At 55.4% G+C, this 25,525-nt stretch carries 29 protein-coding genes and 3 tRNA genes; 26 read left to right on the top strand and 6 right to left on the bottom strand.

Features of this window, described 5'->3' with window-relative positions; all coding sequences use genetic code 11:
• The first annotated feature begins 46 nt into the window (after positions 1-46).
• From A4E19_05975 to A4E19_05920, 12 genes are all read left to right on the top strand, one after another.
• The gene (locus A4E19_05975) at positions 47-403 is read left to right on the top strand and encodes a hypothetical protein (GenBank protein OQW32898.1); all 357 of its coding nucleotides are present in this window, start codon (positions 47-49) and stop codon (positions 401-403) included.
• A 54-nt stretch (positions 404-457) separates the two neighbouring features.
• Entirely contained in the window at positions 458-664 is a 207-nt protein-coding gene (locus A4E19_05970; protein ID OQW32897.1) for a hypothetical protein, read from the top strand.
• Between the two features lie 28 nt (positions 665-692).
• Complete coding sequence (locus tag A4E19_05965) at positions 693-908, top strand: hypothetical protein (protein OQW32896.1); 216 nt, start codon at positions 693-695, stop codon at positions 906-908.
• A 120-nt stretch (positions 909-1,028) separates the two neighbouring features.
• Positions 1,029-1,913: a hypothetical protein gene (locus A4E19_05960; GenBank protein ID OQW32895.1), complete on the top strand. Its 885-nt coding sequence runs from the start codon at positions 1,029-1,031 to the stop codon at positions 1,911-1,913.
• 342 nt (positions 1,914-2,255) lie between these two features.
• The gene (locus tag A4E19_05955) at positions 2,256-2,492 is read left to right on the top strand and encodes a hypothetical protein (GenBank protein OQW32894.1); all 237 of its coding nucleotides are present in this window, start codon (positions 2,256-2,258) and stop codon (positions 2,490-2,492) included.
• A gap of 138 nt (positions 2,493-2,630) precedes the next feature.
• Positions 2,631-3,293, top strand: a complete 663-nt coding sequence (locus tag A4E19_05950) for a hypothetical protein (GenBank protein OQW32893.1) — start codon at positions 2,631-2,633, stop codon at positions 3,291-3,293.
• A 12-nt stretch (positions 3,294-3,305) separates the two neighbouring features.
• A complete protein-coding gene (locus A4E19_05945; GenBank protein ID OQW32892.1) occupies positions 3,306-4,130 on the top strand; it encodes a hypothetical protein in 825 nt (274 codons plus the stop codon).
• 33 nt (positions 4,131-4,163) lie between these two features.
• The gene (locus A4E19_05940; protein ID OQW32891.1) at positions 4,164-4,538 is read left to right on the top strand and encodes a hypothetical protein; all 375 of its coding nucleotides are present in this window, start codon (positions 4,164-4,166) and stop codon (positions 4,536-4,538) included.
• A 66-nt stretch (positions 4,539-4,604) separates the two neighbouring features.
• Positions 4,605-5,501 (top strand): hypothetical protein, encoded by an 897-nt coding sequence (locus A4E19_05935; protein ID OQW32890.1) that lies wholly within the window; start codon positions 4,605-4,607, stop codon positions 5,499-5,501.
• Between the two features lie 452 nt (positions 5,502-5,953).
• Positions 5,954-6,298 carry a hypothetical protein gene (locus tag A4E19_05930; GenBank protein ID OQW32889.1) on the top strand — a complete coding sequence of 115 codons (345 nt, stop codon included), beginning with the start codon at positions 5,954-5,956 and terminating at the stop codon, positions 6,296-6,298.
• A gap of 1 nt (position 6,299) precedes the next feature.
• Positions 6,300-6,785, top strand: coding sequence for a hypothetical protein (locus tag A4E19_05925; protein ID OQW32888.1), 486 nt, complete (start codon positions 6,300-6,302; stop codon positions 6,783-6,785).
• 110 nt (positions 6,786-6,895) lie between these two features.
• On the top strand, positions 6,896-8,944 hold the full coding sequence (locus A4E19_05920; GenBank protein ID OQW32887.1) for a hypothetical protein: 2,049 nt from the start codon (positions 6,896-6,898) through the stop codon (positions 8,942-8,944).
• A 321-nt stretch (positions 8,945-9,265) separates the two neighbouring features.
• Here A4E19_05920 and A4E19_05915 read toward each other — a convergent pair whose 3' ends face one another.
• On the bottom strand, positions 9,266-9,883 hold the full coding sequence (locus A4E19_05915) for a hypothetical protein (protein ID OQW32886.1): 618 nt from the start codon (positions 9,881-9,883) through the stop codon (positions 9,266-9,268).
• Positions 9,884-10,492: 609 nt separating this feature from the next.
• A tRNA-Glu gene (locus tag A4E19_05910) sits at positions 10,493-10,570 on the bottom strand.
• Positions 10,571-10,812: 242 nt separating this feature from the next.
• On the opposite strand from A4E19_05910, the gene A4E19_05905 reads away from it, so the two are divergent.
• From A4E19_05905 to A4E19_05880, 6 genes are all read left to right on the top strand, one after another.
• Positions 10,813-11,346 carry a hypothetical protein gene (locus tag A4E19_05905; protein OQW32885.1) on the top strand — a complete coding sequence of 178 codons (534 nt, stop codon included), beginning with the start codon at positions 10,813-10,815 and terminating at the stop codon, positions 11,344-11,346.
• Between the two features lie 117 nt (positions 11,347-11,463).
• Positions 11,464-11,895 carry a hypothetical protein gene (locus A4E19_05900; protein ID OQW32884.1) on the top strand — a complete coding sequence of 144 codons (432 nt, stop codon included), beginning with the start codon at positions 11,464-11,466 and terminating at the stop codon, positions 11,893-11,895.
• 96 nt (positions 11,896-11,991) lie between these two features.
• On the top strand, positions 11,992-13,698 hold the full coding sequence (locus tag A4E19_05895) for a glutamine--tRNA ligase (GenBank protein ID OQW32883.1): 1,707 nt from the start codon (positions 11,992-11,994) through the stop codon (positions 13,696-13,698).
• A 503-nt stretch (positions 13,699-14,201) separates the two neighbouring features.
• Positions 14,202-15,245, top strand: a complete 1,044-nt coding sequence (locus A4E19_05890; GenBank protein OQW32882.1) for a hydroxyacid dehydrogenase — start codon at positions 14,202-14,204, stop codon at positions 15,243-15,245.
• Between the two features lie 87 nt (positions 15,246-15,332).
• Positions 15,333-16,052, top strand: a complete 720-nt coding sequence (locus A4E19_05885) for a hypothetical protein (GenBank protein OQW32881.1) — start codon at positions 15,333-15,335, stop codon at positions 16,050-16,052.
• Complete coding sequence (locus A4E19_05880; GenBank protein ID OQW32880.1) at positions 16,027-16,581, top strand: hypothetical protein; 555 nt, start codon at positions 16,027-16,029, stop codon at positions 16,579-16,581. The genes A4E19_05885 and A4E19_05880 overlap by 26 nt, the downstream gene beginning before the upstream one ends.
• 480 nt (positions 16,582-17,061) lie before the next feature.
• On the opposite strand, the gene A4E19_05875 is transcribed toward A4E19_05880, so the two are convergent.
• From A4E19_05875 to A4E19_05865, 3 genes are all read right to left on the bottom strand, one after another.
• Positions 17,062-17,135, bottom strand: a tRNA-Gln gene (locus A4E19_05875).
• Between the two features lie 48 nt (positions 17,136-17,183).
• Positions 17,184-17,257, bottom strand: a tRNA-Gln gene (locus A4E19_05870).
• Positions 17,258-17,293: 36 nt separating this feature from the next.
• Complete coding sequence (locus A4E19_05865) at positions 17,294-18,715, bottom strand: glutamate--tRNA ligase (GenBank protein OQW32879.1); 1,422 nt, start codon at positions 18,713-18,715, stop codon at positions 17,294-17,296.
• 126 nt (positions 18,716-18,841) lie between these two features.
• On the opposite strand from A4E19_05865, the gene A4E19_05860 reads away from it, so the two are divergent.
• The gene (locus A4E19_05860) at positions 18,842-19,546 is read left to right on the top strand and encodes a hypothetical protein (GenBank protein ID OQW32878.1); all 705 of its coding nucleotides are present in this window, start codon (positions 18,842-18,844) and stop codon (positions 19,544-19,546) included.
• Positions 19,547-19,611: 65 nt separating this feature from the next.
• Here A4E19_05860 and A4E19_05855 read toward each other — a convergent pair whose 3' ends face one another.
• Positions 19,612-20,028 (bottom strand): ferredoxin, encoded by a 417-nt coding sequence (locus tag A4E19_05855; protein ID OQW32877.1) that lies wholly within the window; start codon positions 20,026-20,028, stop codon positions 19,612-19,614.
• Between the two features lie 133 nt (positions 20,029-20,161).
• On the opposite strand from A4E19_05855, the gene A4E19_05850 reads away from it, so the two are divergent.
• The 7 genes from A4E19_05850 to A4E19_05820 all read left to right on the top strand — a co-directional run bounded on the left by A4E19_05850 (position 20,162) and on the right by A4E19_05820 (position 25,525).
• Positions 20,162-20,635, top strand: a complete 474-nt coding sequence (locus A4E19_05850) for a hypothetical protein (protein OQW32876.1) — start codon at positions 20,162-20,164, stop codon at positions 20,633-20,635.
• Positions 20,632-21,849: a cysteine desulfurase IscS gene (locus tag A4E19_05845; GenBank protein OQW32875.1), complete on the top strand. Its 1,218-nt coding sequence runs from the start codon at positions 20,632-20,634 to the stop codon at positions 21,847-21,849. Before A4E19_05850 ends, A4E19_05845 begins: the two co-directional genes overlap by 4 nt.
• A 31-nt stretch (positions 21,850-21,880) precedes the next feature.
• Complete coding sequence (locus A4E19_05840; GenBank protein OQW32874.1) at positions 21,881-22,279, top strand: Fe-S cluster assembly scaffold IscU; 399 nt, start codon at positions 21,881-21,883, stop codon at positions 22,277-22,279.
• Between the two features lie 22 nt (positions 22,280-22,301).
• Complete coding sequence (locus A4E19_05835; GenBank protein OQW32873.1) at positions 22,302-22,658, top strand: [Fe-S]-binding protein; 357 nt, start codon at positions 22,302-22,304, stop codon at positions 22,656-22,658.
• A gap of 73 nt (positions 22,659-22,731) precedes the next feature.
• A complete protein-coding gene (locus A4E19_05830) occupies positions 22,732-23,454 on the top strand; it encodes a hypothetical protein (GenBank protein OQW32872.1) in 723 nt (240 codons plus the stop codon).
• A gap of 21 nt (positions 23,455-23,475) precedes the next feature.
• Complete coding sequence (dnaK, locus tag A4E19_05825; GenBank protein OQW32871.1) at positions 23,476-25,296, top strand: molecular chaperone DnaK; 1,821 nt, start codon at positions 23,476-23,478, stop codon at positions 25,294-25,296.
• A 16-nt stretch (positions 25,297-25,312) separates the two neighbouring features.
• Positions 25,313-25,525, top strand: a complete 213-nt coding sequence (locus A4E19_05820) for a Fe-S assembly protein IscX (protein OQW32870.1) — start codon at positions 25,313-25,315, stop codon at positions 25,523-25,525.

The following is a 25,525-nucleotide window of genomic DNA, read 5'->3' as shown; positions in this document are numbered from 1 at the left end:
GCGCTGGGTCTTGGATACTGCGATGAACCTCTGTTGAAGAGAAAGGATGGTGACCGTGGGTCGAAAAAAGATCGTCAAGATACGGTTTGACATGGCCAACGAGCATGACGTCGCAACCTATCAGCGCCTCGCTGAATCAGCACAACGGGCTGATCGCAGAGGACGCGGCAATCAGGCGAACTATCTCGTCTCTCTTATGCTGGGAGTTCGAACCTACAGTGGTTTGAGGCTGGCAGGCTTGACGGAGAGACCTCAATTCCCGCCTGGACTCGATGAGGTGATGAATAACCTGTCAGCAAGGGTTCAAGAACTTTCACGACGCATAGAAGACATGTCGGTACCAAGACAAGATCGCGCACCAGTCCTTCGGCTCGTCCCGACCAATGGCGAGGACCCTCAATAGAGCGCCTGACGCTCGGTAAAGTTAGTTTTGTCACGCTAAGGCAAGGAGGTTCCGATGCTGCTCCAGCACATATATTACGAGATCTGTACCGAGGACCAGGACGGATTTAATCCTCGCGAGGGCTCCTATGATTCGCTGGCAGAGGCTCAAAAAGAACTCGCCCTTTTCCGTCGACGCTGGCCGAGCGAGAACGCCTTTGTAGTACGACTCACAATGACCAGGGTGTCAAAGAGCCGGCACGCGAGGCTGAAAGCTGTGTAGCTGGATCAAGGCTAGAAAGGAATGGTGGATGATGCCACGATCTCAAGTTTTGTATCAGGTGTGTGATGTGAGTCCCGATGGCGACTGGGAACCGTTGGGGCTGCTGTTCAGTGACAGAAACCAAGGGGAACAAGCGTTCAGGCTGTTTAAACGTCGTTGTCCCAGTCCTACAGCGTTCCTCGCTCGTGTGGTGTTCACCCGGGTCGAGGGAACGGCGCCACGGCGCAGGCTGAGGGCTGTCTAGCGGTTGATCTTTCCCGCCTGGCGGGTTAGCGTTCTGCGGGGCAATGGCGGGCCTCATGAACCAGCCGGCGGGCGTCTCCTGCCAGTCGCATGCAGTTGTCATCTGAAATTTTTGAGGATCATGGATAAGTTTACCAAGAGCAATGAGAACCTTCGGAAGGAATTGGCGGCGCTCGGCAGCGATGATTCTTTCGTAGAAGATTTGCGTCAACTAAAAATTAGATATCCGGAACGTTACCTTAAACACTATCTGAAATATCAAGAGGAATGGCGCGAGATAGCCCGTCGGGTTGCGGAAAGATTATGGCGTCATATTAGTTCTTCCTGTGTTACTTTCCTTGAGGAGTGCCAAACCAAACGGCTAATGATCCATGGTCCAACTGTTCGAATACAATTCGAAATAGATGTAATAAAGCTATGCGAGAAGTGGTGTTTACGGTGGCAATTTGATGTAGACAACAGGACGGCCTGTTATTGGGTTTCATCCGTGCTACTTAATTGGAAACAAACTGATGATAGGCCAGATTTGGCCGCAGCCTCATGTCCTCCCCAAGGCCTGGTTGTGCCGATTGTTAAATCAGAATTTAAACCGCTCGGCAATTTGCTCCATCAGCGACGAAGTGCACACGTCTCGGAAGTGCACATAACGGCCAGATCAACAGTTGGAATGAGAGATCTCACTGAAGCTGCGGCACGAGCCTACGCTTCTTTAAGATATCCCTATCCCATGATTTCTAACGTGCCTTTAAAAAAAAGGGGTGGGCGTCCAGGCATTCCAGCCCTAGCAAAAAAGATGATTCTCGACTCGTTTATAGATGAGCTTAGATCCCATACCGGGCTGGACAGGGAACTGATAATGGCAGTGAGTCAACGGCTAGCTCCTCAGATAGGCGGGACGCTATCCATAAAGTCCTATGAAAAACTGCTTGCAGAGGCGAGAGCACAAAGCGGAGCAAGTAGTACACGGAAAAGATATCTGACGGCTAAACTCGACAGAAGAAAGTAATTCCTCCTCCTATAAAACGCCTACGTTTTATAGATTTCGCCTTCTTCCTCCTCCTTCTCTAAATTCTATTGCACCACAGCCTATGGTGAAGGGGGTGCATATGAACATTCACAGGTTGAGATCAATCAGACATGAACGAGGTCTTGCACAGGCCGCGATCGCTGTTCGTTCTGGTGTAGCTGTAGGGACTCTAAATTTAATAGAGGTCCATGGCTATGAGCCTCGTCCACAAACGAAAGAGCGGATTGCCGCAGCTCTCGGCGTCGAGGTAAAGGCGATCTGGCCGGACGCCGGTCAATCCGATTCACCGCCGGCGGCATGATGCTAGTCCGTCATTCCATCATGATGTACGCGACACACGCCATGCGTTGGTTGGGGAGTCACCTTCGGCAACTAAGCCCGGTCGTTGCTGCGGTTCGAGCGTCCATCGACCTGCTCGATGTCATTCTGTTGTCCGCGCTTGCTCTCATCACTATCGGCGCGGCGCTCCTCTGGGGAGCAGGGACCGCGTGCCTTGTTCTGGGGTCACTCTTACTCGGCATGATCGTCTTTGGCGTGCCCAGCGCGGGGAAATCATGAGATCGCCGACGCTTCCATCCGAGAGCGGACACACAACCATGGAGCAGGCAGGTCGGGCCTTCATGAATGAGCTGGAGGCCCATTTTCATCAGGATCGCTACTTCAACCAGGACCATTCATTACAGGAGGAGAGCAATTATGAGAGTTCCGCTCTTTGAGAAGAAAAAAGAGAGTGTACCGCCTCAAGTGAGTCTGCAGCCGATTTCCGCGTTTCCTGAATTTCGGACGCAAGAAGATCTCGTCAATAAGCTGAAGGGCGAGCGCAACCGGCTTTCGAAAGAAAAGACAGACGCGATCGATCGCCTCAATGCATGGCGCCAGCCGCGAGTCGAGGTCATTGCGGAGCAATATATGACCGGAGTCGATTCGGTCGATATCGCCGCGCGCCCGCATCTAGGCAAAGTGCTTGATGACCTGAATCTGAAAATCAATGCGCTGACGTTGGCGATTCAAGAAGCCGAGAAGAGGCTCGAATCAATTCGGTACAAACTTTCGGCGGTCACAGCGGAGGAACAGCGCCCTATTGTGAGGACGGCACGCCGGCGTGTGCTGGCTGCCATGCTGCAACTGCAGGGTGCGAATAGTGATATTGCGGCCATCAATGAAGAGCGCTTCCTGCTCGGCTATAACGTAGCATTCAGTCCCGCAGGACTTTCGCCGTGGCCATACTGGGGGGACCCCAAACAGGAGAACTCAGTGTGGCGGAGGATTCTGAACGAATTCCTCGATGCCGGCGACATCTCCCCTGTGGAGCACCATCGGATCATCAACGGCGTGCCAAGCTTTGACCCTGAAGATTAAAGGAGGTGTGCCGTGAGTAGCGAACGACGAATCCTCGGATCGAAAATGACCTTGCGATCAGCCGGCGGTGCGCCAAAGCTGGTGGGCTATGCCGCCGTCTTCAACCGTGACAGCGAGTTGCTGGATGGCAGCTTCATCGAGCGGATCGCTCCTGGAGCATTTGCAGAATCGATTGCCCGACCAGATGACGTACGCGCCTTGGTGAATCACGAGCCGACACTGATTCTCGGCCGGAATCTCAGCGGCACCTTACAGCTACAAGAGGACAGCCACGGGCTGCTCTCAACCATTACGCCCCCCAAAACCTCGTACGCGCACGATATTTTGGAAAGCACCAGACGCGGCGATATTTCTCAGATGAGCTTCGGGTTTCAGACGATTACGGATCGATGGGAACGCGGGATGCATGGCAGGCCGGATGTCCGCACGCTACTTAAAGTGCGCCTGTTCGATGTCAGCGTGGTGACCTATCCGGCGTATCCGGATACGGATGTCGCGGTGCGGAGCCATCAGAGCTTTCTCAGCGGCCATAGCGAGACCGCTCACGGCGTGTATGAGCCGTCACTCGCGATGCGCCGGCTGCGATTGCTGAATGAGATTGTTGATCTTCCACTGTCTGGAAATTGGCCTGACGGCACGTCAGACCTGATCGCAGGTCGGCGCCGTCTGCTCGACATTATTCAAGAAGACCATGCGCGCGATGAACGGCGGTTTCGACAGTTGGAAATTGATTTACGACGGTTGGAACTGGATCGCTTGTTGTGGGAGCCATCTGAGAGCCAGCGAGCCGGGCGCTGGCTCTATGACTATCTCAATGCCAAGATCGAGGCGGCGTAGCGTTATTCAGCACCATGCCGGAGGAGGTTCATTGTGTGGACGATCAGGAAGGCAAAGCGGTCCGATGGGACAACGCCTCAGCGTGAGGTGCAGAAGCCGCCGAGTGACGCGGTTCCCAGGTTTGCAGCGCGGCAAAGCCTGATGCTCTTGCGGATGACGGTTTTTGCATTCGATCATATGGAGCGTGTGTTTCGCGCTCTACCCCCTGATCAACAGCCCCTCTATGAACATCTGGCCCACATCGAGGTTCGGCCGGCGTTCATTGACGTTATGAAACTGATCGATTTGAGTGAAGAACGCGGCCTATTCACATTTGATGAAGCGTCCTCAATCCGAGCTGGGCGTGTTGGCGGCATCGACAATCCTATCCCGGACTACGAAAGAAATGGCGATGACGTACGCGCGTAGGGTGGAACATGGTCGTGTGGTCTCGACCATCTCGTCGTGTGTTGTTCTATGAGCGTGGAGGCCATGATGTGGGCGTTTAGGCAGCCTGTTCCGGCCGGGCCCAAGGTCGTCCTGTTAGCGGTGGCGAATAATGCAAACAAGAATGGCGAGAATGCCTATCCATCCCTCAAGTTGCTCGAAGAGAATTGCGCTCCTATGGGCAAGCGGATGATTCAGCGTTACCTTCGCTGGCTCGAGCAAGCCAAGCTGGTTTCGATTGTTCCTCGCCATACTGATTCTGGCCGTCAAACGTCGAACTGTTACCTCTTGCACATGACTACTACCTATTGCGGTGAGGGCGTCAGAAACGACGCCCTCCCTCAAAAGGCCAAAAGCAATATGGACCATGTCGGAAATGACATGGGGAGGGTGTCGAGAGTGACACCCTCCAGGGTGACACAGCTATGTCAGGGGGAGGGTGTCATAGCTATGACACCCTCAGATAAGAATCTTGATCCGGTATCTGAACCCAAAGAAAGAATTGCCGGTGACGAGGGGACCTCGCTCCGGCGCCTGGCTAAGAGTGCTGCCACCTGGGAAGGATATCGGAAGGGGTACTACAAGCGATATGGCATCGATCCCGTTCGTGATGCTCGCATGAACGTGGATCTGTGCAGGCTCGTTGATTGCCTCGGATCAGAGGAGGCGCCGGCCGTGGCGGAGTTTTACGTCAGTCTAGAAAAGCCGCTGTATCTGCAAGCCGGACACCCGACGACGCTCCTGCTTCGAGACTACCAAGTCCTTCGTACGCAGTGGAAGACGCGAGTAATTCGGGCGCCGGTGGTGGGACCCAAGGCTTTTCAACCAGCGCCGCCTGTGGAAAAGACACTGGCCGAATGTCCTCCTGAAGCAGCAGCGGCGCTCTCGAAGATTCTGGGCCGAGATGCGTTCAGCTTTTCTACCGATCGCAAAGGATCTGCCTAATGCCGATGCTGCCGAAGCGTCCCTGTCCGGTTGCCGGATGCCCGGTGTTAGGCCCCTGTGCGGTGCATCGTCGGCCTGCCCTGCCGCCGGCGGAGAAGCCACGGCTGTATGACGATCGCCGCGGGAGCTCGGCTCAGAGAGGGTACGATCGGCAATGGAGAAAGAAGCGGGCCGAGTATTTGAAACGCCATCCCTTCTGTCGTTTGTGCCTAAGGAGCAGATCTGTGCTAGTGGATCATATTCGACCAAAGGTCAAGGGTGGGACTGACGACGAGTACAACCTGCAGGCCCTATGCAATCATTGTCACAACATCAAGACTGGATTGGAGAAACGTAGACAATGAGAGGGGGTAGGGGGTCAAAATCTCTACAGGTTTTCAGCGTAGACCGACCGTCTTCCCTCAGCGCATGCGCTGGCAAAATGAAAAAAAGAAAAAGCCCTAGGAGAAGCTATGTCACGAGGTAAGACCTGGCCATTCAAGGAGGGTTGGCCGGACAAACCGGACTCGATCGAAGAAGGGTCGGCCGCCGATGCAGAGTGGACGCGCATCTGCACGACGCTGGCAGCGCGAAACCAGCTCTCGCCCGCCTGGGGTTCAATGATTGGTCTTGCAGCTGGGATATTCGAGACGATGCAGCGATTGAATCAAGAGATGACCCGGCACGGACGCACCGAGGAAATGGCCGAGTCACACGCCGCTTGTGTCGCGCAATATCGTGAGGTGTGCCGCGATCTTTTAGTTGAGCCTCACACGTCCGCAACCGTGCGGCCATCTCGCCAGAACGGAGGCATGTAGGATGCCTGGACGACGTCCTAAACCAAACAATCTGAAAATTTTACAAGGGACGCACCGCCCGGATCGATCGCGTGTCCGAACAAGCGACGCGCCATTTGAAGCTGGGGCCCCATCAAAGCCGAGTTGGTTGGATGCTGAGGCCGCAGCGCAATGGGATGAGCTCGTTCGGGAGCTGGCCGACGAAAGCGGCATTCTTAGCCCTGCCCATTTCGGGATCGTGCTCGTGGCGTGCCAATACTTCGCACAGTACCGGCGGGCACAACAATTCATCGAAAAAAATGGCGAAACGTACGAGACAGTTACCGAGTCGGGTAGCCGCATGATCAGAGAATACCCGCAAATTAGACAGCGTGCCGAGGCCCTGGCCGGCTATCGGAAGTGCCTCAACGATTTGGGCGCGACACCGACGCAGGGTCCTCGGGTACAGCGGTTGCCGGACGGCAATCAAACAGAATTGCCGGGGATTGCTCGGTTCTTAAATAGCTGACGAAAGGAGACAGATGGCCAATAGACTGGCGCTCGAACTCACTGGCGATGCCAACAGGAAGATCTGAGAGGATCAGTAAGCTTTTCGCGTAGGCCATCAAGGAGAGGGATATGAATCGAATTGCTCTGGAGCTAGTTGCAGACAACAATCCACTGCTGAAGGCGCTGAAGGTGGCGGATGACGCAATCAAGAGTTTCATGGGGTCGACAGAATCAGCGAGTCGTCACTTCGATGAGGCGCAATCCGGCCTACGCAATATGGGGATGGGCTTTCTGAAGGTGGGCGGCCAGATTACCGCGACGGCCGCGGCGCTGGGAGCTTTAGGGCTCGCGGCGGCGAAAGAGCTGGGGTCATTTGCCGAGAATATCGAAATCCTCTCCCAACAGACCGGCATCTCCCAAGAGACCATCCAAAAATGGGACTTCGCGCTGAGCCGCGTCAACCTGTCGGTGAATGATCTCATTCCGGGATTCAAAAAACTGTCAACCCTGACGGCGGATGCCTTCGCCAGTGAGAAGGGAGCGCTGGACAACCTGGACAAGATCGGTTTGAGCGTCGATGCGTTGCGCGACAAAAATCCGGAGCAAGTGTTTCTGACACTCGCGGGCGCAATCGCCAAAATCCAAGATCCCCTCCTGAGAAACGCCGCCCTGGTGGATACCTTCGGGCGAGACGGCCTGAGCCTGGTGCCGATTTTGGGTGAGGTGGCGGATGGGTTTCAAAAATCAGGACAACAGGCGGAAGCCCTCGGCTTGGTGCTGGCAAGTGGCGCCCTAGCCTCGGCACAACAGCTTGACGATAGCTTCGGCGACCTCGGGCGGACCATGGCCGGGTTCAGCCGCACGATTGCCTCGACGTTTGCCGGGCCATTGCGCGAGGTCATCGACGTGTTGACGCAAACCCTCGGCGCGTTCAATCGGTGGTGGCAGGGACTCGACGCCGGAACGCAGCAAGCGATCACGATCTTCGCGGTGGCGTTTGCCGCATCAGGGCCGATCATTGCGACCATAGGCGCCTTCATGGTGGCGGTGTCGGCAGGGCTCGGGCCGCTCATGGTCGGCGGGGCGATCGTCACGGGGATCGTAGGGGCTGTCGGCGCCATCGCGGCGAATTTTACCAGGCTCAAGCAATCGGTCATCGAAACTGTCACGGGCATGGTCGAAGCCATAAAGATGTGGCTGTCCGACAAGCTCATGGCGATCGTGGCCCCGGTTCAGAAAGCGGCTGATGCGGTGCTGAACATCTTTAAACGGCTGCGTCATGAAGTGGTCGGCGGATCGGAAGTCCCGGACATGGTCGAGGAGATCGGCGATCACATGCGGATGTTGGATAAACGGATGACAGCGCCGGCCAGGGTGGCCGCGCAAGGGACGTGGGAAGTCTTCCGTGAGCTCGCAACCAATATGGACAGCACGTCACGGCAAGTCGCCAATACCGTCATGAGCGTGTGGACCAGTGCGAGCAGCACGATGTCGAACGCGCTTGCGGCGCAGATCATCAAGGGAAACGACTGGAAGGCCACCATGGAGTCTATTGCCACGACGGCCCTCTCCGCATTCATTCAACTCGGCATCGGGTTGGCCACGCAGAGCGCCCTGCAGCTGGCGATAAACACGACGAAGAATGGCGCGATCGTCGCCGGCGATGCGGCGGCGGCGGGGGCCACGGTGAGCATTTGGGGTGCGGCTGCTGGAGCAATTACCGGTATATTTGGAACCGTGAGCGGGGCCATCATGGGATTCTTCACTGAGACGCTCATCCCCTTTTTCGTTGCCATAGGGAAAGCCCTCATGGCCTTTTTGTCGTCCATTGCAGGCGCTGCTTCATCCACAATTTTCGGCATTCCCTACGCGGTGGCGATTCTCGCCGGCGTGGCCTTGATCGGAGCCGCGATCGGGACGCTGATGGCCTTTGCCTTTGCCGACGGCGGCATCACAACTGGGCCGACCCTGGCAATGATCGGCGAAGGTCAGACTAAAAAAGAGGCGGTGATTCCATTGAACAAGCGCGGCGCGGCGTTCATGCGCGACGCGATGGGCGGTGGGGGTGGCCGAGGAGGACCGGTGACGATCAACGTTGAACTCGACGGACGCACCATTGCGAAGACCGTATTCGACAACATGCAGTCAGTGATGCACATCAGAGGGGTACGGGCTTGACGTTGGGAGTCTGGATTTCTCGTCGTAACTTTATACCATTGAGTTGATTCAACAGACAGCGTGACTGTGCATGAGACCCTTGAATCTTCAAGAAGCCGCACGGTTTCTCCGGATGTCCTGCTCCAACTTGTACCAGCGGAAGGACATTCCGCGGTACCGGCGCCCTGGCTCACGAGTCCTATTGTTCGACCAGGAAGAGCTAGAGGCGTGGATGAAACAAGGCCGCGTAGTTGTTGAGAATCAACCGACACCTCAAGCAAAGATTCCGGATACTTGGGGCGAAAAGTATTCAGGCATCGTGGACATTTCCGTCCCACGCGTTTACCATCGCAGCGCTCGATATCGGTAACCCAAGCTATGGCCTACACCATCACCACTCGGCAGACGAAGAAAGGCTTGGCCTTTGACCTGTACATCCGATGGAAAGGCAAACGGTACCGTCCGCTCCTTGGGTACAACCTGACCAAGGAGCAGGCCGAAGAAGCGGCGATCGCCATGATCGCCAAGATTCAGCGGAACGAGCAGCAGGTTACACCCCGCTCCGTCTCCCTCCTCTTCAAAGATTTTCTTCCCCTGTACTGGCAAACGATGCGTGTGAAGAAACGGTTTGATCTGGCCAGACCGGAATCGGTGATTGAAACTCATCTGCTTCCCCGGTTCGGAGATCGTCCGCTTGATTCCCTCACGGCTGAAGATGGGCTGGCGTACATTACCGCCCGTCTTGCTGCGAAGGCAGCGCCCTGGACGATTAGGCGCGAGTGGAACGTTCTCATGCGGATTCTGAATCTGGCCGTGGACTTCGACAAGCTGGATAAGAACCGACTGAAGCGGGTCGAACTGCCCGACGTGGTAACCCGAGAGCGAGTGGCAACCATCGAAGAACTGAAGGTGATCAGAGCCAAGGCGGACGAGCGCCGGCTGAAGAAGATCGGCGGCCATGAGTATGACCCAGCCGAGTTCTGGCGAATCGCGACAGTTGCTCTCAACACCGGACTTCGAGAAGCCAAGATTCTGGAGATCGATCGGACCTGGATGCGGAAGCGGGATGACGGCTGGTGGCTGATCTTGCCTCCATCACGGAGCCGGCTGAAGCAGACACCCCGTGAAATTCCCCTCACGCCTGCCGCCTACGCAGCCCTACGCGGGGCGATCACCCATGTAGACGGGAGAATATTCAGGCGGTGGACTCCTGCCGCGTTTAGCATTTTCTGGAGGCGGTTGGCGACGGAATCGAAGGTGATCGATCTCCACTTCCATGATCTCCGCCATACTTTCGCCACATGGCTGCAGAACCTCGGCGTGCCACTGGAAGTGAGGGCCACCCTATTAGGGCATCGGCTGCGGGGAATGGGACCCGATCAACTTGGTGGCGAGTCGATGACTGCAGCGTATTCGCACGGCGGCTATGGCTGGAATCAACAGCTACGGGCTGCAGTTTCTCTGCTTCACAACGCCCTTTTGTCCTATGGTTTGTCCTATGGAATTCCGGCCGAGGAGAGAACGGCAGAGACAAAAGTGGCTAACTCGCGGAGAGATGAAGAGAAAGGGTGGTGGTCCCAACGGGATTCGAACCCGTGTTTAAGCCTTGAGAGGGCTCCGTCCTAGGCCAGGCTAGACGATGGGACCACTCCCGAACTGATCGAAAGCTGGACCGTAGCATAAGCGGTTTTCAGTTTGCAATGAAGCCTCTCTCTTGGTGAAGGGCTCTGTGAGGTCGTCCATTCGGGCCTACTCCACATGGCCATAATATATCCCGATCCTCGCGTACGGGTCCTTGACAGGACTCCTCAAACATCATAGCCTTCCTAATATTCGTGTTGACCTGCGAACCTTCGCGGGTCTTGGAACTACCGTGATTTGAGGTTTGTATGAACGATCCGGTGCCGTTCCGCAAGACCGAATCGCTTGGCCATGCGGCAACGGCGGGGGTGCTTTCCAAACCCAGACTTGAACTTCGCATTGGATCCAATATCTTTCGCAGCACCAACGGTGTCGTCACCATTCATGGGAAAGAGCAACTCGTCGTCGAGGTGAGACCGGAGCAAAGGCTGCTTCTCGCGACCCTCGATCTTTACAATGAACACGGAGTCCGTATCGCCCATGTACGAAGAAATGTTCTCACCGTGAACGAGCAGGGGCGATTTACCGTCGACGCTCCTCCCGCCCACAGCCTCTCGTCACAGGATGGTCCCTCTCTACGAGTCATCGATGTGCGGTCAAGCCACGTCGTATTCGAAGCGCGAATGGTATCGGAGCAACGAGTCGATCTGGCTCGTGGAACGCTGTATTCACACAAGGGAATACTGGTGGAGGTCACCCCCCACTATTGCCGGGTCGGTTCAGGCACCGCATTCTTTGGGAACATCGCGGAAGCTCGAGGCGGCCCTGCCATCCTCGGTTGATCTTATTTCGTTTCCCACGACTCGACTTCTCGAGTACACTGCAGACACTCATCATCGCCTTTGCAAAAAAACGAGAACCGTTTTACCGTTATCTCACCTTTTCCTACAATACGAAACATGACTGACCTCCCCACGCCGACGGTCCAAGCCTTTCTCGTGTGCGACCAAGTCATCGAGGACAGCCTCACGAAAAAGAAAAGCTTGATCGGCATCTTTACCCATCTGCAGGCCGCCGCCTTCCCGTTCCAGCATCAGCAGATGGGGCTCTACTTCTGCCTGACCGATGCCGAGGGCCCGTACCATTTTGATATCGACTTGATGTACCTCAACACGGAGCAACTGGTCTGTCGGGCGACGCTTCCGAACATCGAGATCGACGATCGCCTCCAGATATCAGATTTTGGAATCAACATTCCCCTGTTGATTTTCCCCGCGCCGGGGCGGTATGAATTCCGACTGCGCATGGACGGCCATCTCATCGCCCAAAAAGATTTCAATGTCATGTCAACATCGACGTCGACCCCTTCCGCTCCCGAACCATCCGTCTAGCCGTCCCCATTCCTCCTGTCCGCCCGTCTATGGTAGAACTGCAGCCTGGACCCGTCATCCGCATATGATCACGCCAAGACGTTCTCACAAGATTCCATGAACACACCGGAATCCTCAGCCGCGTCGAATTTCATTCGGGATCTCGTGACGGCCGACCGTGCGTCGGGCAAGCATGGAGGACGCGTGGTCACACGATTTCCTCCTGAGCCCAATGGATATCTCCATATCGGCCACGCCAAATCCATCGTGCTCAATTTTGGGATCGCCAACGAGACTCCCGGAGGGATCTGCCACCTGAGATTCGATGATACGAATCCCACCACCGAAGACCTGGAGTATGTTGCCGCCATACAGGAAGATATCCGATGGCTGGGATTCGAGTGGCATGACAAGATGTTCCATGCGTCGGATTATTTCGAGCGGCTCTATGCCTTCGCGGTGGTATTGGTCAAAAAAGGCAAAGCCTACGTCGATAGTCTTACGGCGGATCAAATCCGTGAACACCGGGGCACGCTCACCGAACCTGGCCGGAACAGTCCTTATCGCACGCGCTCCGTCGACGAGAATCTGGAACTCTTCGCGCGCATGCGAGCCGGTGAGTTTGCCGACGGCGCCCATGTCCTGCGCGCGAAAATCGACATGGCTTCCCCCAACATCAATTTGCGGGATCCGATCCTCTATCGCATCCGGCATGCCGCCCACTATCGGACCGGCACCGCGTGGTGCATCTATCCCGCGTATGACTTCGCACACCCCTTGTCCGATGCCATCGAAGGAGTCACGCACTCCATCTGCACGCTGGAATTTGAAGATCACCGTCCGCTCTACGATTGGGTCGTGGCCGAGACCGACGCTCCCCACCGTCCGCAGCAAATCGAGTTCGCCCGATTGAATCTGACCTCCACCGTGATGAGTAAGCGCAAGTTGCTTGAACTGGTCGGCAAGAAACTGGTGGCCGGCTGGGATGATCCGCGTCTTCCCACCTTGAAAGGCCTCCGTCGCCGAGGAGTGACGCCCGAAGCGATTCGGGCTTTTTGCGAACATATCGGCGTCGCGAAGCGCGACGCGACCGTCGAGGCGCAGCTGCTCGAACACTTCATCCGGGAGGATTTGAACAAACGATCACCGCGCGTGATGGCGGTACTCCGACCGTTGAAGGTGATGCTGGACAACTATCCGGAAGGGGTCGTTGAAGAGCTCGAGGCCGTGAACAATCCGGAAGATAGCTCGGCGGGCACAAGAAAAGTTCCCTTCTCGAAGACACTCTATATCGAACAGGATGATTTCCGGGAAGACCCCCCGAAACAGTTCTACCGTCTCGCGCCCGGCCGGGAAGTCCGATTGCGCTACGGGTACATCATCAAGTGTGTGGGCGCGACGAAAGATCCTCAGACCGGTGCGATCGTCGAACTCCATTGCACCTACGATCCGGAGACAAAAAGCGGATCGTCCCAAGAACAACGCAAGGTGAAAGCCACCATCCATTGGGTATCGGCATCCCATGCCGCCGCTGCAGCCATCCGGCTCTATCACCCCCTTCTGCTCAGTGACCAGACCAAACCGCCGGCTGATCAAGACTGGACTCGGTCCTTGAACCCTCAGTCATTGGAGTCCCTCACCGGCTGCGTGGTGGAGCCGAGCCTGCGCTCCGCCGCACCCGGTACCCGCTTCCAATTCGAACGTCAGGGGTACTTTTGTGTCGATCCCGACTCATCCCCCGAGGCGCTCATTTTCAACCGAACGGTGTCGCTTAAAGATGCCTGGGCCAAGGTTGAGAAAGCCCAGCAAACGTCCCGACGCTGACATTCGCTCAGGGGTCACAACCTGAGACCGTCACGTCCGTGTCTCAGATCAAGCTACGTTCCACGGCTGTACTTCACTCGAATCCGGCAGTACACTTATTTCATGATTTGCCCGCTGTGCCATCAGCCCACGACGTGGGAAGTAAACCCCTGGCGTCCATTCTGTTCCGAGCGCTGTCAACTCACGGATCTTGGAACGTGGGCCGCCGAACAATACCGCATCCCAGGCCCGCCGCTCACGGCTGAGATCGTCATCTCCGAATCCTCTCCGGACACGCATCGGAGTGAGGGCTCTACCAAGAGCTAAGGCCGTCACGTCGGCTCCTCGCCCGCTTCCTGCAGCGACAGGATCATGTGCCATCCCGCAACGCTGATGCGCATGGGCTCCGCACTGTGATCGAAGATACTGTCCATGGCAGGGTCCGATTTCTTCACTATTGGCAAGTTGGTGTGAACTTGCTAAGGTCAGATTCTTGCTCACGTCCTACCGAGGGAGTCGAAACTATGTTCGCGACCAAAGGTTATGCGGCGATGGCTTCCAAAGAAAGATTGCAGCCGTTTTCCTTCGAACGGCGCGACGTCGGCCCACACGATGTCTTGATCGCGATCTCGCATTGCGGCATCTGTCATTCCGACATCCATCAGGCCCGGAATGAATGGGGCATCTCTCTATTCCCCATGGTACCCGGCCACGAAATCGTCGGAACCGTCGCACAAGTCGGCACGGCTGTGACAGCCTTCAAGGTCGGTGATCGGGCCGGCGTCGGCTGCTTCGTAGATTCCTGTCGAACCTGTACCGCGTGCCGCGAGGGCCTGGAACAGTATTGCGACGGCGGCACCGTCTGGACCTACAGTGGACAGGATGGGACCGGCCAGATCACGCAGGGCGGCTACTCGTCTCACATCGTCGTGGATCAGAACTATGTGCTCCGGATTCCTTCGGCGCTCTCACTGACGGGAGCGGCACCGCTGCTCTGTGCCGGAATTACGACCTACTCCCCTCTCCGCCAGTGGGGCGTGGGGCGCTATCACAAACTCGCCGTCGTCGGCCTCGGGGGCCTCGGCCACATGGCGGTGAAAATCGCCAAAGCGATGGGAACCGAAGTCACGGTGTTGAGCACCTCGGAGAGTAAACGGGGTGACGCGAAGCGGTTGGGAGCCGCGAACTTTGTCGTGACATCCGACAGTCGGTCCTTTACCAAGCTCCAAGGATACTTCCACTACATCCTCGACACGATCTCCGCACCCCACGATTACAACGCCTATTTGAATCTCCTCAAGACGGACGGCACCATGATCCTCGTGGGGGCGCCCGAAACGCCGACCCCCATTCAGGCGTTCTCGCTCATTTTCAAGCGACGGCGTCTGGCCGGCTCCCTGATCGGGGGGATCAAAGAAACGCAAAAAATGCTCGACTTCTGCGCACAGCATCGAATCGAGTCGGATGTGGAGGTCATTCCAATCCAACAGGTCAACGAAGCCTATGAGCGGGTCCTCCGCGGCGACGTGCGGTACCGGTTCGTCATCGACATGAGCTCATTGAAATAACGAACGGCAGGAACCCAGAGACAGTTTCCCAACTTCTATGCGTCACTTGACCAACAATATAGACGGGTCTACAGTGCTGTTCGAACCATGAAGCATAAGGCCACTACCGTCGATAAGCATTTTGATCCACGCGAAATCCCCTCGTATGGCGTCATGGAAGCCGCGCATTATCTACGCATTCCGCGCACGACAATACGAGACTGGGTCTCTGGCCGTCACTACCGCAGTACAGCTGGTGTTCGCTTCTCAAAACCGATCATCCAAGTTCCCGATCCAACAACCAAGTTGCTTTCGTTCATGAATCTGGTGGAAATTCACGTCCTAGACGCTATTCGTCGCAAGCATGACATCCCATTAGAAAAAGTCCGAACTGCCATGAACTACCTGGCAAAACAATTTCCATCGAGACATCCTTTGGCTGATCAAGAATTCGTGACTGATGGACTGAACCTCTTCATTAAGAAATTCAGCCAATTGATCAATATTTCCCAGGAGGGACAATTGGCCATCCAAGAAATCCTCCAGGCACACCTCCAGCGCATTGAGCGGGACTTCAAGGGTATCCCCATCAGACTATACCCATTCACACGAAAACGGGACCTCCATGGAGAGCCTAGAATCGTCGTCATCGACCCACACATCTCATTCGGCCGGCCTGTGCTTGCAGGCACCGGCATTCCCACGGCGGTGATTGCCGAACGCTACAAGGCCGGTGAGTCTATGGACGACTTAGCAGAAGACTATGGACGACGGCGGCTCGAAATTGAAGAAGCCATCAGGTGTGAGCTCTCCGTCGAAGCCGCCTGAACCACCCATCTTCTTTCTCGACCGTTCTCTGGGAAAGAAGCGCGTTGCTACTGCCCTCCGCCAGGCCGGTGCCACCCTCCATATCCACGACGATCACTTTCCACCCGATGCAAAAGATGAAGCCTGGCTTGCAGAGGTTGGACAACGCGGTTGGATCGTCCTCACCAAAGATCACCGCATCCGATATCGACAAGTGGAACGACTGACGCTCATGAAGGCTGGCGTCGCGGCATTTATTCTGACATCAGGCGATCTGCAGGGCGAAGAAATGGCTCGGATTTTCGTCAAAGCACTCCCAAGAATCACACGGTTCCTAAAAAACACTCGAAACCGTTTATCGCGAAGATCACAAAAGACGGTGTCGTCTCGATGCTCTTTCACTGAGTCCATGCAATGCGAGCCGCATCCTCTCATAGTCACCCATTGCAGGCTTTCTGATCGGCGGCATCAAAGAAACTCAACAGATGCTCGACTTCTGCGCGCTACAGCCAATGAGCTTCTTGAGCGTAAGATTAGTGCCTACGAATAGCATATCGGCAGAGGGATCAACGAAAAACTTCACCTCTCTCCAGGTTGCATACACGATTGCAACGCCAATCACAAAAATCAGCAAAAACCAAAAAAGAAAGAATACCAGTCTGGAAAAGTCACCACGTCTTTCATATTCGCAAGATCGAGAAACGTACTTTCTGCGCTAGTGAGCTTAACACTCATTTACTTAGGACTAATTACCACACCGCTGTTACAATGCCTCGAAGGAGTCGGGATTTGAATTGTGCATACCGATCTCCTTAATTGCCAAGGTATAGGCCAAGGCGTCTCGCATCTCTCAGAACCCTCTATCTATCATGCCATATAGACTAAAAAGATCAGCCACTTCATTTTCTACAGGAATTGTACCCGTCTAATTACCAGATTCAATTCATCTTGAAGATTTTTGACTCGAGCGGGTAACAGTCTCTTTCCACAGCTGCTTCTCAGAAGCTCGCGAATGAGAATGGGAGAAAGGTGGCTGGGGGACTAGGAATCGAACCTAGGTAGCCGGCTCCAAAGGCCGGCGTCCTACCGCTAGACGATCCCCCAGCGCGGTACGAAAAAAACCACTGACGGTAAGGGCTGAGAAAGATAAATTGGCTGGGGGACTAGGAATCGAACCTAGGTAGTCAGATCCAGAGACTGACGTCCTACCGCTAGACGATCCCCCAACCGAGGTTCAACGTAATATAGGACCGCACAATCCGTCAAGCCTGACCGGCTTCAGCGCGGCCAATGCCCATTCGTAACCGATGTAAGGTCCGTTCCCGGCCGAGCACTTCCATGACTTCAAACAGACCGGGGCTTGCAGCGCGACCGGTGAGCGCCACACGAATAGGTTGGGCCAACACGCCCATCTTGATGCCCTCTTCTTCGACCAATTTTTTGAAACTTTCCTCCCAACTCGGTTTGCTAAAACTGGGAAACGCTTCGAAGCGCGACAGGAGCTTGCGCAGCACCGGAGCGACCGCGGGAGTCAGAAATTTCTTGGCTGCCTCCGCTTCCAATTCGGCATCCTGCCCAAAATAAGGCATGACCCAATCCACCATATCGACCAACGTCTTGGCCCGCTCCCTTACCAAGACCACCAGTTGTGCAAGCCATTCGTCCGAAGCCGTGCGTAGGTCGCCTTTCAAACCCGCCTGTTCGAGGTGTGGCCTCAGCGCCCGGGCGACTTGACTCGGTGGACTCGTCTTGATGTATTCGGCATTCATCCAGAGCAACTTGTCCGGATTGAAGACGGCGGCCGACTTTTGTACGTGATCCCAGGAGAACTTTTCGATCAGCTCCTGACGAGTAAAGAGTTCTTGATCTCCGTGCGACCAGCCGAGACGAACCAAATAATTGATCATGGCCTCAGGAAGATACCCCATGTCTTTATACGCCATGATCGAGGTGGCTCCGTGGCGCTTGGAGAGCCGAGTTTTGTCTGACCCCAAAATCATCGGCAGATGTCCGAAGCGCGGGACGGCAAACCCTAGGGCCTCGAAAATCGGAATCTGACGTGGTGTATTCGTCAAATGGTCGTCTCCGCGCACAACGTGTGTGATCCTCATCAAGGCATCATCGACCACGACGGAAAAGTTATAGGTGGGGTAGCCGTTTGATCTGAGAATGATCACATCGTCCACGACGGTGTTGTCGAAAACAACCTTGCCCTTAATCAAGTCATCAATCACGATCTGGCCCTCTTGCGGAGCCTTGAATCGAAGAGCGGCCTCGCTTGGCGGATTTGTGATTTCCAAATTGCGGCAGCGGCCGTCGTAGCGGGGGGAGAGACCTTTGGCTTCCGCTTCTTTTCGCCGAGCTTCCAACTCTTCAGCTTTACAGACGCACCAGTACGCATGTCCCGTCTCGAACAGCTGCATGGCGTGGCGGCGGTAGAGATCCATTCGCTCTGTTTGACGAAACGGGCCTTCATCCCAATCGAGCCCGACCCATTGCATGCCTTGAATGATGGCCTGAATCGATTCATCCGTCGAGCGACTTTGATCGGTATCTTCGATGCGAAGGATAAACACGCCCCGTTGCTGGCGCGCGAAGAGCCAATTGAACAAAGCCGTGCGCACGCCTCCGATGTGGAGAAATCCCGTCGGACTGGGGGCAAACCGGACGCGAACTTGATTCATGACCGTGCCGTTCCTTCCTTACTCACGATCGAATGAGCATCTATACCATGCTGCCCAAATTCTTGTACATCGTCCTGCCCTTCCATCTGCCGACGGCTTCTGCTATGACGATGCGGCGAGTCAATCATGGCGGAGCTCATTCAACCTGCCACGGTGCTTTCAGTCACCGATCTCACACCCCATGTCCGCCAGCTCGTGATTAAACCGAAGACCAGCAGAATCACTTTTCAGCCGGGGCAGTGGGTCTCTCTCAAACTGCCGGTTGGACCAAAGCCGCCGCTCAACCGCGCCTACTCTATGGCCGATCCCTCGTCGCCGTATGGGGAATTGACGCTGGCATTCGATCGGGTTCCCGGCGGACTGGGTTCCAATTATCTGTATGGGCTGAGATCAGGAGATGAGGTCGTCCTGTCAGGGCCCTATGGTAATTTCGTCCTCCCTCAACCACTCGACCGAGAACTGCTGTTGATCGCGCGCTATACCGGTCTTGCTCCGATGCGGTGTCTCCTGAAACAGATGTTTTTTTCAAAAGTTCAAACTCCCGTCCTATTGATTGCCGTCGCACCCAACGAGGACGAGGTCTTGTTCCATCAGGAATGGCTCACCATGGCGATGCAATATTCTTCCTTCCGCTATCTCCCGTTGGTGGCTCAGCACGGGGAATCGGAAGCCGTGGAAAAGACCTTGTCCATGCTCATCCCGTTGTTAAGAGAACAGCCCAAAGTCGTTCCCATGATTTGCGGGACTAAAGCGTTCGTCCGTCCCCTGCGTGGGTACTTCATGGAGGAAGGGTACGACCGCAAGGAAGTAAAGATAGAAACGTACGACTAGAAGCGGATGGGCAGAATCCCTTCAAAATGGCCCATTGATGAGCCCTGCTCAAAGACTCTCCCCGATCAGTGGCCCTCTCGCACGAGATTTTTATTGACGGCTGGAATTTCAACGATGACATCCTTTGTTCCGTTCGGCACACACTGACATCCCAGGCGGGACTGGAGTGTGGTCATGGGAGCCTCATCCAACTGATCATACTCATCGTCTGTCCCTTCATTGCAAGTTTCCAATCCCTGCTTCACGATGACGTGACAAGTCGAACAGGCGCACACCCCGCCGCAGACATGCTCCAAATCGACTCCGTGGCCCATTGCGATATCTAAAATGCTCCCAGGCAGCCCGGTGACGCCATAGGGAATCTTGTCCGGATCAACCGCAACGGTGGTCGAGCTTCCATTTGGCTGAATGAATGTGACGGAATAGGAGACCTTGGGAAGTTCGTAATCGGCTTTTTCAATATAGGGGTTCGTTCCGCCCATGTGCCTGTTCCTTTCTGAAACAAGTTAATTCCTGACCACGTATTGACACGATTCAAATCTCCATGCTAGTCTTAATCCGACCATATTGATCGGAGATCATTATAGTCTCCGATTAAATAGATCGGCAATAGATATGTTGAAGATATCAAAAAAAGCTGACTACGCGTTGATGGCGCTTCAGCACATCGCTTCTGTCCAGTTTGGTGATATCACTCCTGGTCGTGTGGTGAACACGAAGGAGATCGCCGAGGAATACAACATTCCGCTGGAATTGTTGGCGAAGGTCCTTCAGTCCCTCTCAAAGAACGGCCTCATCGAAAGCCACAATGGTCCCAAGGGAGGCTATCTCTTGGCACAAAGCGCCAGACAGATCACGATTGCGCACATCATCGAAAGCATCGAAGGTCCGCTTGCCATCACGGACTGCTCGCACGAAAAAGACGGAGAATTCTGCATGCAACGCGAGCACTGCAACATCCGCACACCGCTGCTGAAAATTCAAGACAGCATCTACCAGCTCCTGAACAACATGACATTGCAGGACATGATGGGCGGCACGCCCCTCATTACGATTCAGTCGCCCTCGGCACAAGGAGTCGAACGATGAAGCTTCCTATTTTCCTCGATAACCATTCCACCACTCCCATGGATCCACGAGTTCTGGAGGCCATGTTGCCCTATTTCGTGGAAAAGTTCGGTAACGCCGCCAGTCGCAATCATGCTTTTGGTTGGGCCGCAGAAGAGGCGGTGGAACAAGCCCGCAAACAGATTGCGAAGCTCATCAAGGCCGATTCAAAAGAAATCGTTTTCACCAGCGGCGCCACGGAATCGGACAACTTGGCGTTGAAGGGCGTCTTGGAGATGTACAAGGAGAAAGGCACCCACATCATCACGTCGTCCACGGAACATCGGGCCGTGCTCGATACCGCCAAATCGCTTGAAGCCAAAGGGCTAGCGACGGTGACCTATCTGCCGGTCGATAAACACGGCATGGTGAATCCCCAAGACGTGCACAATGCCGTCACCGACAAGACGATCCTCATCTCCGTCATGCTGGCCAACAACGAAATCGGCACGATCAATCCCATTCAGGAAATCGGGAAGATCGCAAAAGCAAAAGGCGTTCTGTTTCACTGTGATGCCACACAAGGCGTTGGAAAAATCCCGGTCGATGTCCAAGCCATGGGTATCGATCTCATGTCGTTCTCGGCCCATAAGATCTACGGCCCCAAGGGAGTCGGAGCGCTCTACGTCAGAAAGCGGAATCCTCGCGTTCGGATCGCGGCCCAGATGGACGGAGGGGGCCATGAGCGCGGCATGCGGTCCGGGACCTTACCGGTTCCATTGATCGTCGGATTTGGAAAGGCCTGTGAAATTTGCGAGCAGGAGATGGCGGCCGAAACGGCGCGGCTGACAAAAATGCGTGACCGTCTCCAAGCCGACATCATGGCGGCGTTGGAGGAAAGTTACCTGAACGGCCATCCGACGAACCGGTTGCCGGGCAATCTCAACATTTCATTCGCCTACGTCGAAGGAGAGTCACTGTTGATGGGCATGAAAGACATCGCGCTCTCGTCCGGTTCGGCCTGCACGTCGGCCACACTGGAACCTTCGTATGTGTTGCGGGCGCTCGGTGTCGGAACGGAGCTCGCCCACTCCTCGATCCGTTTTGGGCTGGGTCGTTTCAATACCGATGACGAGATTGACTATACGATCAAGAAGGTTATCGAAGTCGTGACTAAGTTGCGTGAGATGTCCCCCCTCTATGAAATGGCGAAAGAGGGTGTGGACCTAAAATCCGTTCAGTGGGCGGCACACTAACCGAGAAACTATCGTACATTCGGAGGATACCATGGCATACAGCGATAAAGTCGTCGATCATTTCAACAACCCCCGGAACATGGGGAGCTTCAAGAAGGACGAGGAAGGGATCGGTACCGGAATGGTGGGAGCTCCGGAGTGCGGCGACGTGATGAAGCTGCAGATCAAGGTGCAGAACGACACGATCGTCGATGCCAAGTTCAAGACCTTCGGTTGCGGATCGGCGATCGCGAGCTCCAGTCTGGCCACCGAATGGCTCAAGGGGAAAACGATCGAAGAAGCCCAGAAGATCAAGAATACGGACATCGTGCAGGAACTCAATCTTCCTCCGGTCAAGATTCACTGCTCGGTCCTCGCGGAAGATGCCATTAAGGCCGCATTGGCCGATTATCAGAAGAAAACGGAAATCCAACCGGCCGACACCAAGTAGCGGTTACGAAGGGAGCACCACCATGGACACCACGAATGTCGAGACACAAGCTCCGATTATCTCGCTCACTGACGCAGCCTTGAAAGAGGTCAAACGGCTCATCAATGTCCAAGGGATCGAGGAAGGCGGGCTCCGCCTCGGCGTGAAGGGAGGAGGCTGTTCCGGTCTCAGCTACACGATTAACTTCGATGACAAGATCGGACAGTACGATCAAGTCCATGAAATCGATGGTGTGAAAGTGATCATCGATGCGAAGAGCGCCATCTATCTCCAGGGAACCCAATTGGACTACCAAAAGGACCTCATGGGTGGGAACTTCAAGTTCCTCAATCCGAACGCCAACAAGACCTGCGGCTGCGGAGAGTCTTTCTCCGCTTGATTTCAGACGAAGGCCTAAGGATCGCATCTGAGGAAGAGATAAGAAGGGCAGTCGATATGTCTGTTTTTTACTCATGAATCACGATCAACCGTCAACTCATCCGGATACCAGCCGCCAGCTGCGGATGGCCCGCAGCATGTGCTGGCATTGTCAGTCGGAAGTGACGGGGGAATACTTCTGCGAACGGTGCGTGAAAGTTCAGCCGGTTTCAAAAGAGACCGACTATTTCACCTGCCTGGGGTTTCCGCGGCGCCTCACGCTCGACCCGACGAAATTGGAGGCCAAGTTTTACGAACTGAGCCGGACATTCCATCCGGATTTTTATCAGACCAAGAGTCCGGCCGAACAGACGATCAGTCTCAGCAATGCCGCAGTCCTCAACACCGCCTATCGCACGCTCCGCGACCCCATTCAACGAGCAGAATATCTCTTGGCCCTAGAAACCGGCTCGGTGAAAGACATTCGAACCTCCCCGCCGGCCGATCTCTTTGAAGAGATTCTTGAACTGCAGGACATTCTGGAAGAGTACCGGTCATCGGATCGCGGTTCGGATCAGGGCCATCGGCTCCGCGCCAATCTTGAGGCTGAACAGGAGGCGTTGGAGCGACGCAAGGAAAAGATGGAATCTCAACTTCGGCAACTGTTTTTAGAGTGGGATCAACTTCAAGACCGCGGCGATGCCACGAGTCAAGCCCGGGCGGAACGGGACAGAATTCTTAAACAAATGCGCGATCTGCTGTCTCACCGCACCTACATCCACAATATCGTCAACGATTTGGCGGCAACCATCGCCTGACGAACTCTCAGCATCTTTACCATGGCACGGATAGTCGGCATCGATCTCGGCACAACCAATTCGCTCGTTGCGTACATGAAGGACGGTCAGCCCTGTGTCATTCCAGATCGCAACGGTCGCACGATGGTACCTTCCGTCGTCGCGCTGACCGACAATGGACTGATCGTCGGCGATTCGGCGAAAGAGCATTTGACGCGCAATCCCGAGCGAACGGTCTATTCCGTGAAACGCTTCATGGGCAAGGGGCTGGCCGATGTTCAAAGCGAGCTGGCTTATTTCCCGTACCACCTGACTGAAACCGGGGGAGTCATCCGAATCCGGCTGGGTCAAAAGAGTTACTCGCCGCCGCAGATCTCCGCCATGATCCTCAAGGAATTGAAGTTGCGCGCGGAAGCCCATCTGGGCGAAAGCATCACGAAGGCCGTCATTACCGTTCCGGCCTACTTTAACGACAGCCAACGACAGGCCACCAAAGACGCCGGTCTCATCGCCGGATTGGAAGTGTTGCGGATCATCAATGAGCCGACCGCCGCTTCTTTGGCCTACGGGCTCCAGAAAAACACGCAAGGCACGATCGCCGTCTATGACTTCGGTGGTGGAACATTCGATATCTCCATCCTAAAGTTGAAAGACGGCATCTTTGAAGTGCTGGCAACCAACGGCGATACACACCTTGGCGGAGACGATCTCGATCGCTTGCTGGTCGATCTGGTTGTCGCGGACATCCGAGCACGCGAAGGTATCGACATAAGCAGCTATCCCGATCACGCACAAGCCGTCCGACTGGAAGCGGAACGGGCGAAGATCCGCCTTTCCGATGATCTCAAAACCGAGATCGTCATCGAGCTCCCGGAGGACAAGGGACGCTTCACCAGAGAACTCATGCGTGATCAGCTCGAATCCATGGCGATGAGTGTCATCGAACGGACCTTGACTCCCTGTCGTATGGCGTTAAAAGACGCGGGGCTCACCCCAACAGACATCGATGAAGTGGTCTTGGTGGGCGGCTCCACCCGCATGCCGTTGGTTCGGCAGCGCGTCGAAGCCATCTTCGGGAAGCCACCACATTGTCACCTGAACCCGGATGAAGTCGTCGCCCTTGGAGCGGCCGTGCAAGCCGATATTCTCGGCGGCGGGACAACGGATATGCTGTTGTTGGATGTGACGCCCCTGTCTCTCGGCATCGAAACGATGGGCGGCGTCATGAGCAGTCTGATTCGTCGCAATACGACCATTCCGGCAAGCGCCAAGGAAATGTTCACTACCTATGTCGACGGCCAGACCGGCGTTGATATTCATATTCTGCAAGGTGAGCGGGAACTGGTCAAAGACAACCGAAGCCTGGCCCGTTTCCGTCTCAAAGTGCCGCCTCTACCGGCCGGCGTCCCGCGCATCGAAGTAACTTTTTTGATCGACGCCAACGGCATCTTGAATGTCACCGCGACAGACATGCGCATGGGCCAAAGCCAGTCCATCGAGGTCAAACCCTCCTACGGATTGTCCGACACGGAAGTGGAACGGATGATCGAGGATTCGTTCAAGTTTGCGGCGGAGGATATCGGCGCCCGCAAACTGATCGAAGCCCGGTTGGACGCCGAGGCCTTGCTGAAGACGACCGATAAATCGCTTGTGGAGGCGGGACACTTGATCACCAGAGCAGAAGCCGATGCCATTGGTATGGCTTTATCCCAGTTATCCGCCGCGAAGGACGGGACAGACGCCCGTGCCATCCGCGCGCGCATGGCGGAACTCGAACAGGCCGCGAAGCATTTGAACGTCGTGATGTTGGACGACTCTCTCAAGAAGGGCCTGCAAGGGAAGAAAGTATCGGAGGTGTCGTGACGGTGGAGGAACAATGATGGACCTGAAATGGCAAGACGCCGAGGATATCGCCATCCGGCTCGTGGAAGAACATCCTGAGACCGATCCGCTGACCGTTCGCTTTACCGACATGCACGCCTGGATCGTCGCGCTGCCGGATTTCAAGGACGACCCAAAGAAGTCAAACGAGAAGATTTTGGAAACGATTCAGATGGCCTGGCACGAGGAATATCAGGACTCGCAATCGTAG

Source organism: Nitrospira sp. SG-bin1, from assembly GCA_002083365.1.
Lineage (GTDB): Bacteria > Nitrospirota > Nitrospiria > Nitrospirales > Nitrospiraceae > Nitrospira_D.
The sequence above is the reverse complement of the archived record's forward strand: the minus strand, read 5'-3'. Positions and strand labels throughout refer to the sequence as shown.

Excerpts from the sequence above, each read along its gene's own strand:
- A4E19_05975 (OQW32898.1), top strand. The coding sequence starts at position 47 with ATGGTGACCGTGGGTCGAAAAAAGATCGTCAAGATACGGTTTGACATG.
- A4E19_05970 (OQW32897.1), top strand. The coding sequence starts at position 458 with ATGCTGCTCCAGCACATATATTACGAGATCTGTACCGAGGACCAGGAC.
- A4E19_05965 (OQW32896.1), top strand. The coding sequence starts at position 693 with ATGATGCCACGATCTCAAGTTTTGTATCAGGTGTGTGATGTGAGTCCC.
- A4E19_05960 (OQW32895.1), top strand. The coding sequence starts at position 1,029 with ATGGATAAGTTTACCAAGAGCAATGAGAACCTTCGGAAGGAATTGGCG.
- A4E19_05955 (OQW32894.1), top strand. The coding sequence starts at position 2,256 with ATGATGTACGCGACACACGCCATGCGTTGGTTGGGGAGTCACCTTCGG.
- A4E19_05950 (OQW32893.1), top strand. The coding sequence starts at position 2,631 with ATGAGAGTTCCGCTCTTTGAGAAGAAAAAAGAGAGTGTACCGCCTCAA.
- A4E19_05935 (OQW32890.1), top strand. The coding sequence starts at position 4,605 with ATGTGGGCGTTTAGGCAGCCTGTTCCGGCCGGGCCCAAGGTCGTCCTG.
- A4E19_05930 (OQW32889.1), top strand. The coding sequence starts at position 5,954 with ATGTCACGAGGTAAGACCTGGCCATTCAAGGAGGGTTGGCCGGACAAA.
- A4E19_05925 (OQW32888.1), top strand. The coding sequence starts at position 6,300 with ATGCCTGGACGACGTCCTAAACCAAACAATCTGAAAATTTTACAAGGG.
- A4E19_05920 (OQW32887.1), top strand. The coding sequence starts at position 6,896 with ATGAATCGAATTGCTCTGGAGCTAGTTGCAGACAACAATCCACTGCTG.
- A4E19_05915 (OQW32886.1), bottom strand. The coding sequence starts at position 9,883 with ATGGCCGCCGATCTTCTTCAGCCGGCGCTCGTCCGCCTTGGCTCTGAT.
- A4E19_05905 (OQW32885.1), top strand. The coding sequence starts at position 10,813 with ATGAACGATCCGGTGCCGTTCCGCAAGACCGAATCGCTTGGCCATGCG.
- A4E19_05900 (OQW32884.1), top strand. The coding sequence starts at position 11,464 with ATGACTGACCTCCCCACGCCGACGGTCCAAGCCTTTCTCGTGTGCGAC.
- A4E19_05895 (OQW32883.1), top strand. The coding sequence starts at position 11,992 with ATGAACACACCGGAATCCTCAGCCGCGTCGAATTTCATTCGGGATCTC.
- A4E19_05890 (OQW32882.1), top strand. The coding sequence starts at position 14,202 with ATGTTCGCGACCAAAGGTTATGCGGCGATGGCTTCCAAAGAAAGATTG.
- A4E19_05885 (OQW32881.1), top strand. The coding sequence starts at position 15,333 with ATGAAGCATAAGGCCACTACCGTCGATAAGCATTTTGATCCACGCGAA.
- A4E19_05865 (OQW32879.1), bottom strand. The coding sequence starts at position 18,715 with ATGAATCAAGTTCGCGTCCGGTTTGCCCCCAGTCCGACGGGATTTCTC.
- A4E19_05860 (OQW32878.1), top strand. The coding sequence starts at position 18,842 with ATGGCGGAGCTCATTCAACCTGCCACGGTGCTTTCAGTCACCGATCTC.
- A4E19_05855 (OQW32877.1), bottom strand. The coding sequence starts at position 20,028 with ATGGGCGGAACGAACCCCTATATTGAAAAAGCCGATTACGAACTTCCC.
- A4E19_05850 (OQW32876.1), top strand. The coding sequence starts at position 20,162 with ATGTTGAAGATATCAAAAAAAGCTGACTACGCGTTGATGGCGCTTCAG.
- A4E19_05845 (OQW32875.1), top strand. The coding sequence starts at position 20,632 with ATGAAGCTTCCTATTTTCCTCGATAACCATTCCACCACTCCCATGGAT.
- A4E19_05840 (OQW32874.1), top strand. The coding sequence starts at position 21,881 with ATGGCATACAGCGATAAAGTCGTCGATCATTTCAACAACCCCCGGAAC.
- A4E19_05835 (OQW32873.1), top strand. The coding sequence starts at position 22,302 with ATGGACACCACGAATGTCGAGACACAAGCTCCGATTATCTCGCTCACT.
- A4E19_05830 (OQW32872.1), top strand. The coding sequence starts at position 22,732 with ATGAATCACGATCAACCGTCAACTCATCCGGATACCAGCCGCCAGCTG.
- dnaK (OQW32871.1), top strand. The coding sequence starts at position 23,476 with ATGGCACGGATAGTCGGCATCGATCTCGGCACAACCAATTCGCTCGTT.
- A4E19_05820 (OQW32870.1), top strand. The coding sequence starts at position 25,313 with ATGGACCTGAAATGGCAAGACGCCGAGGATATCGCCATCCGGCTCGTG.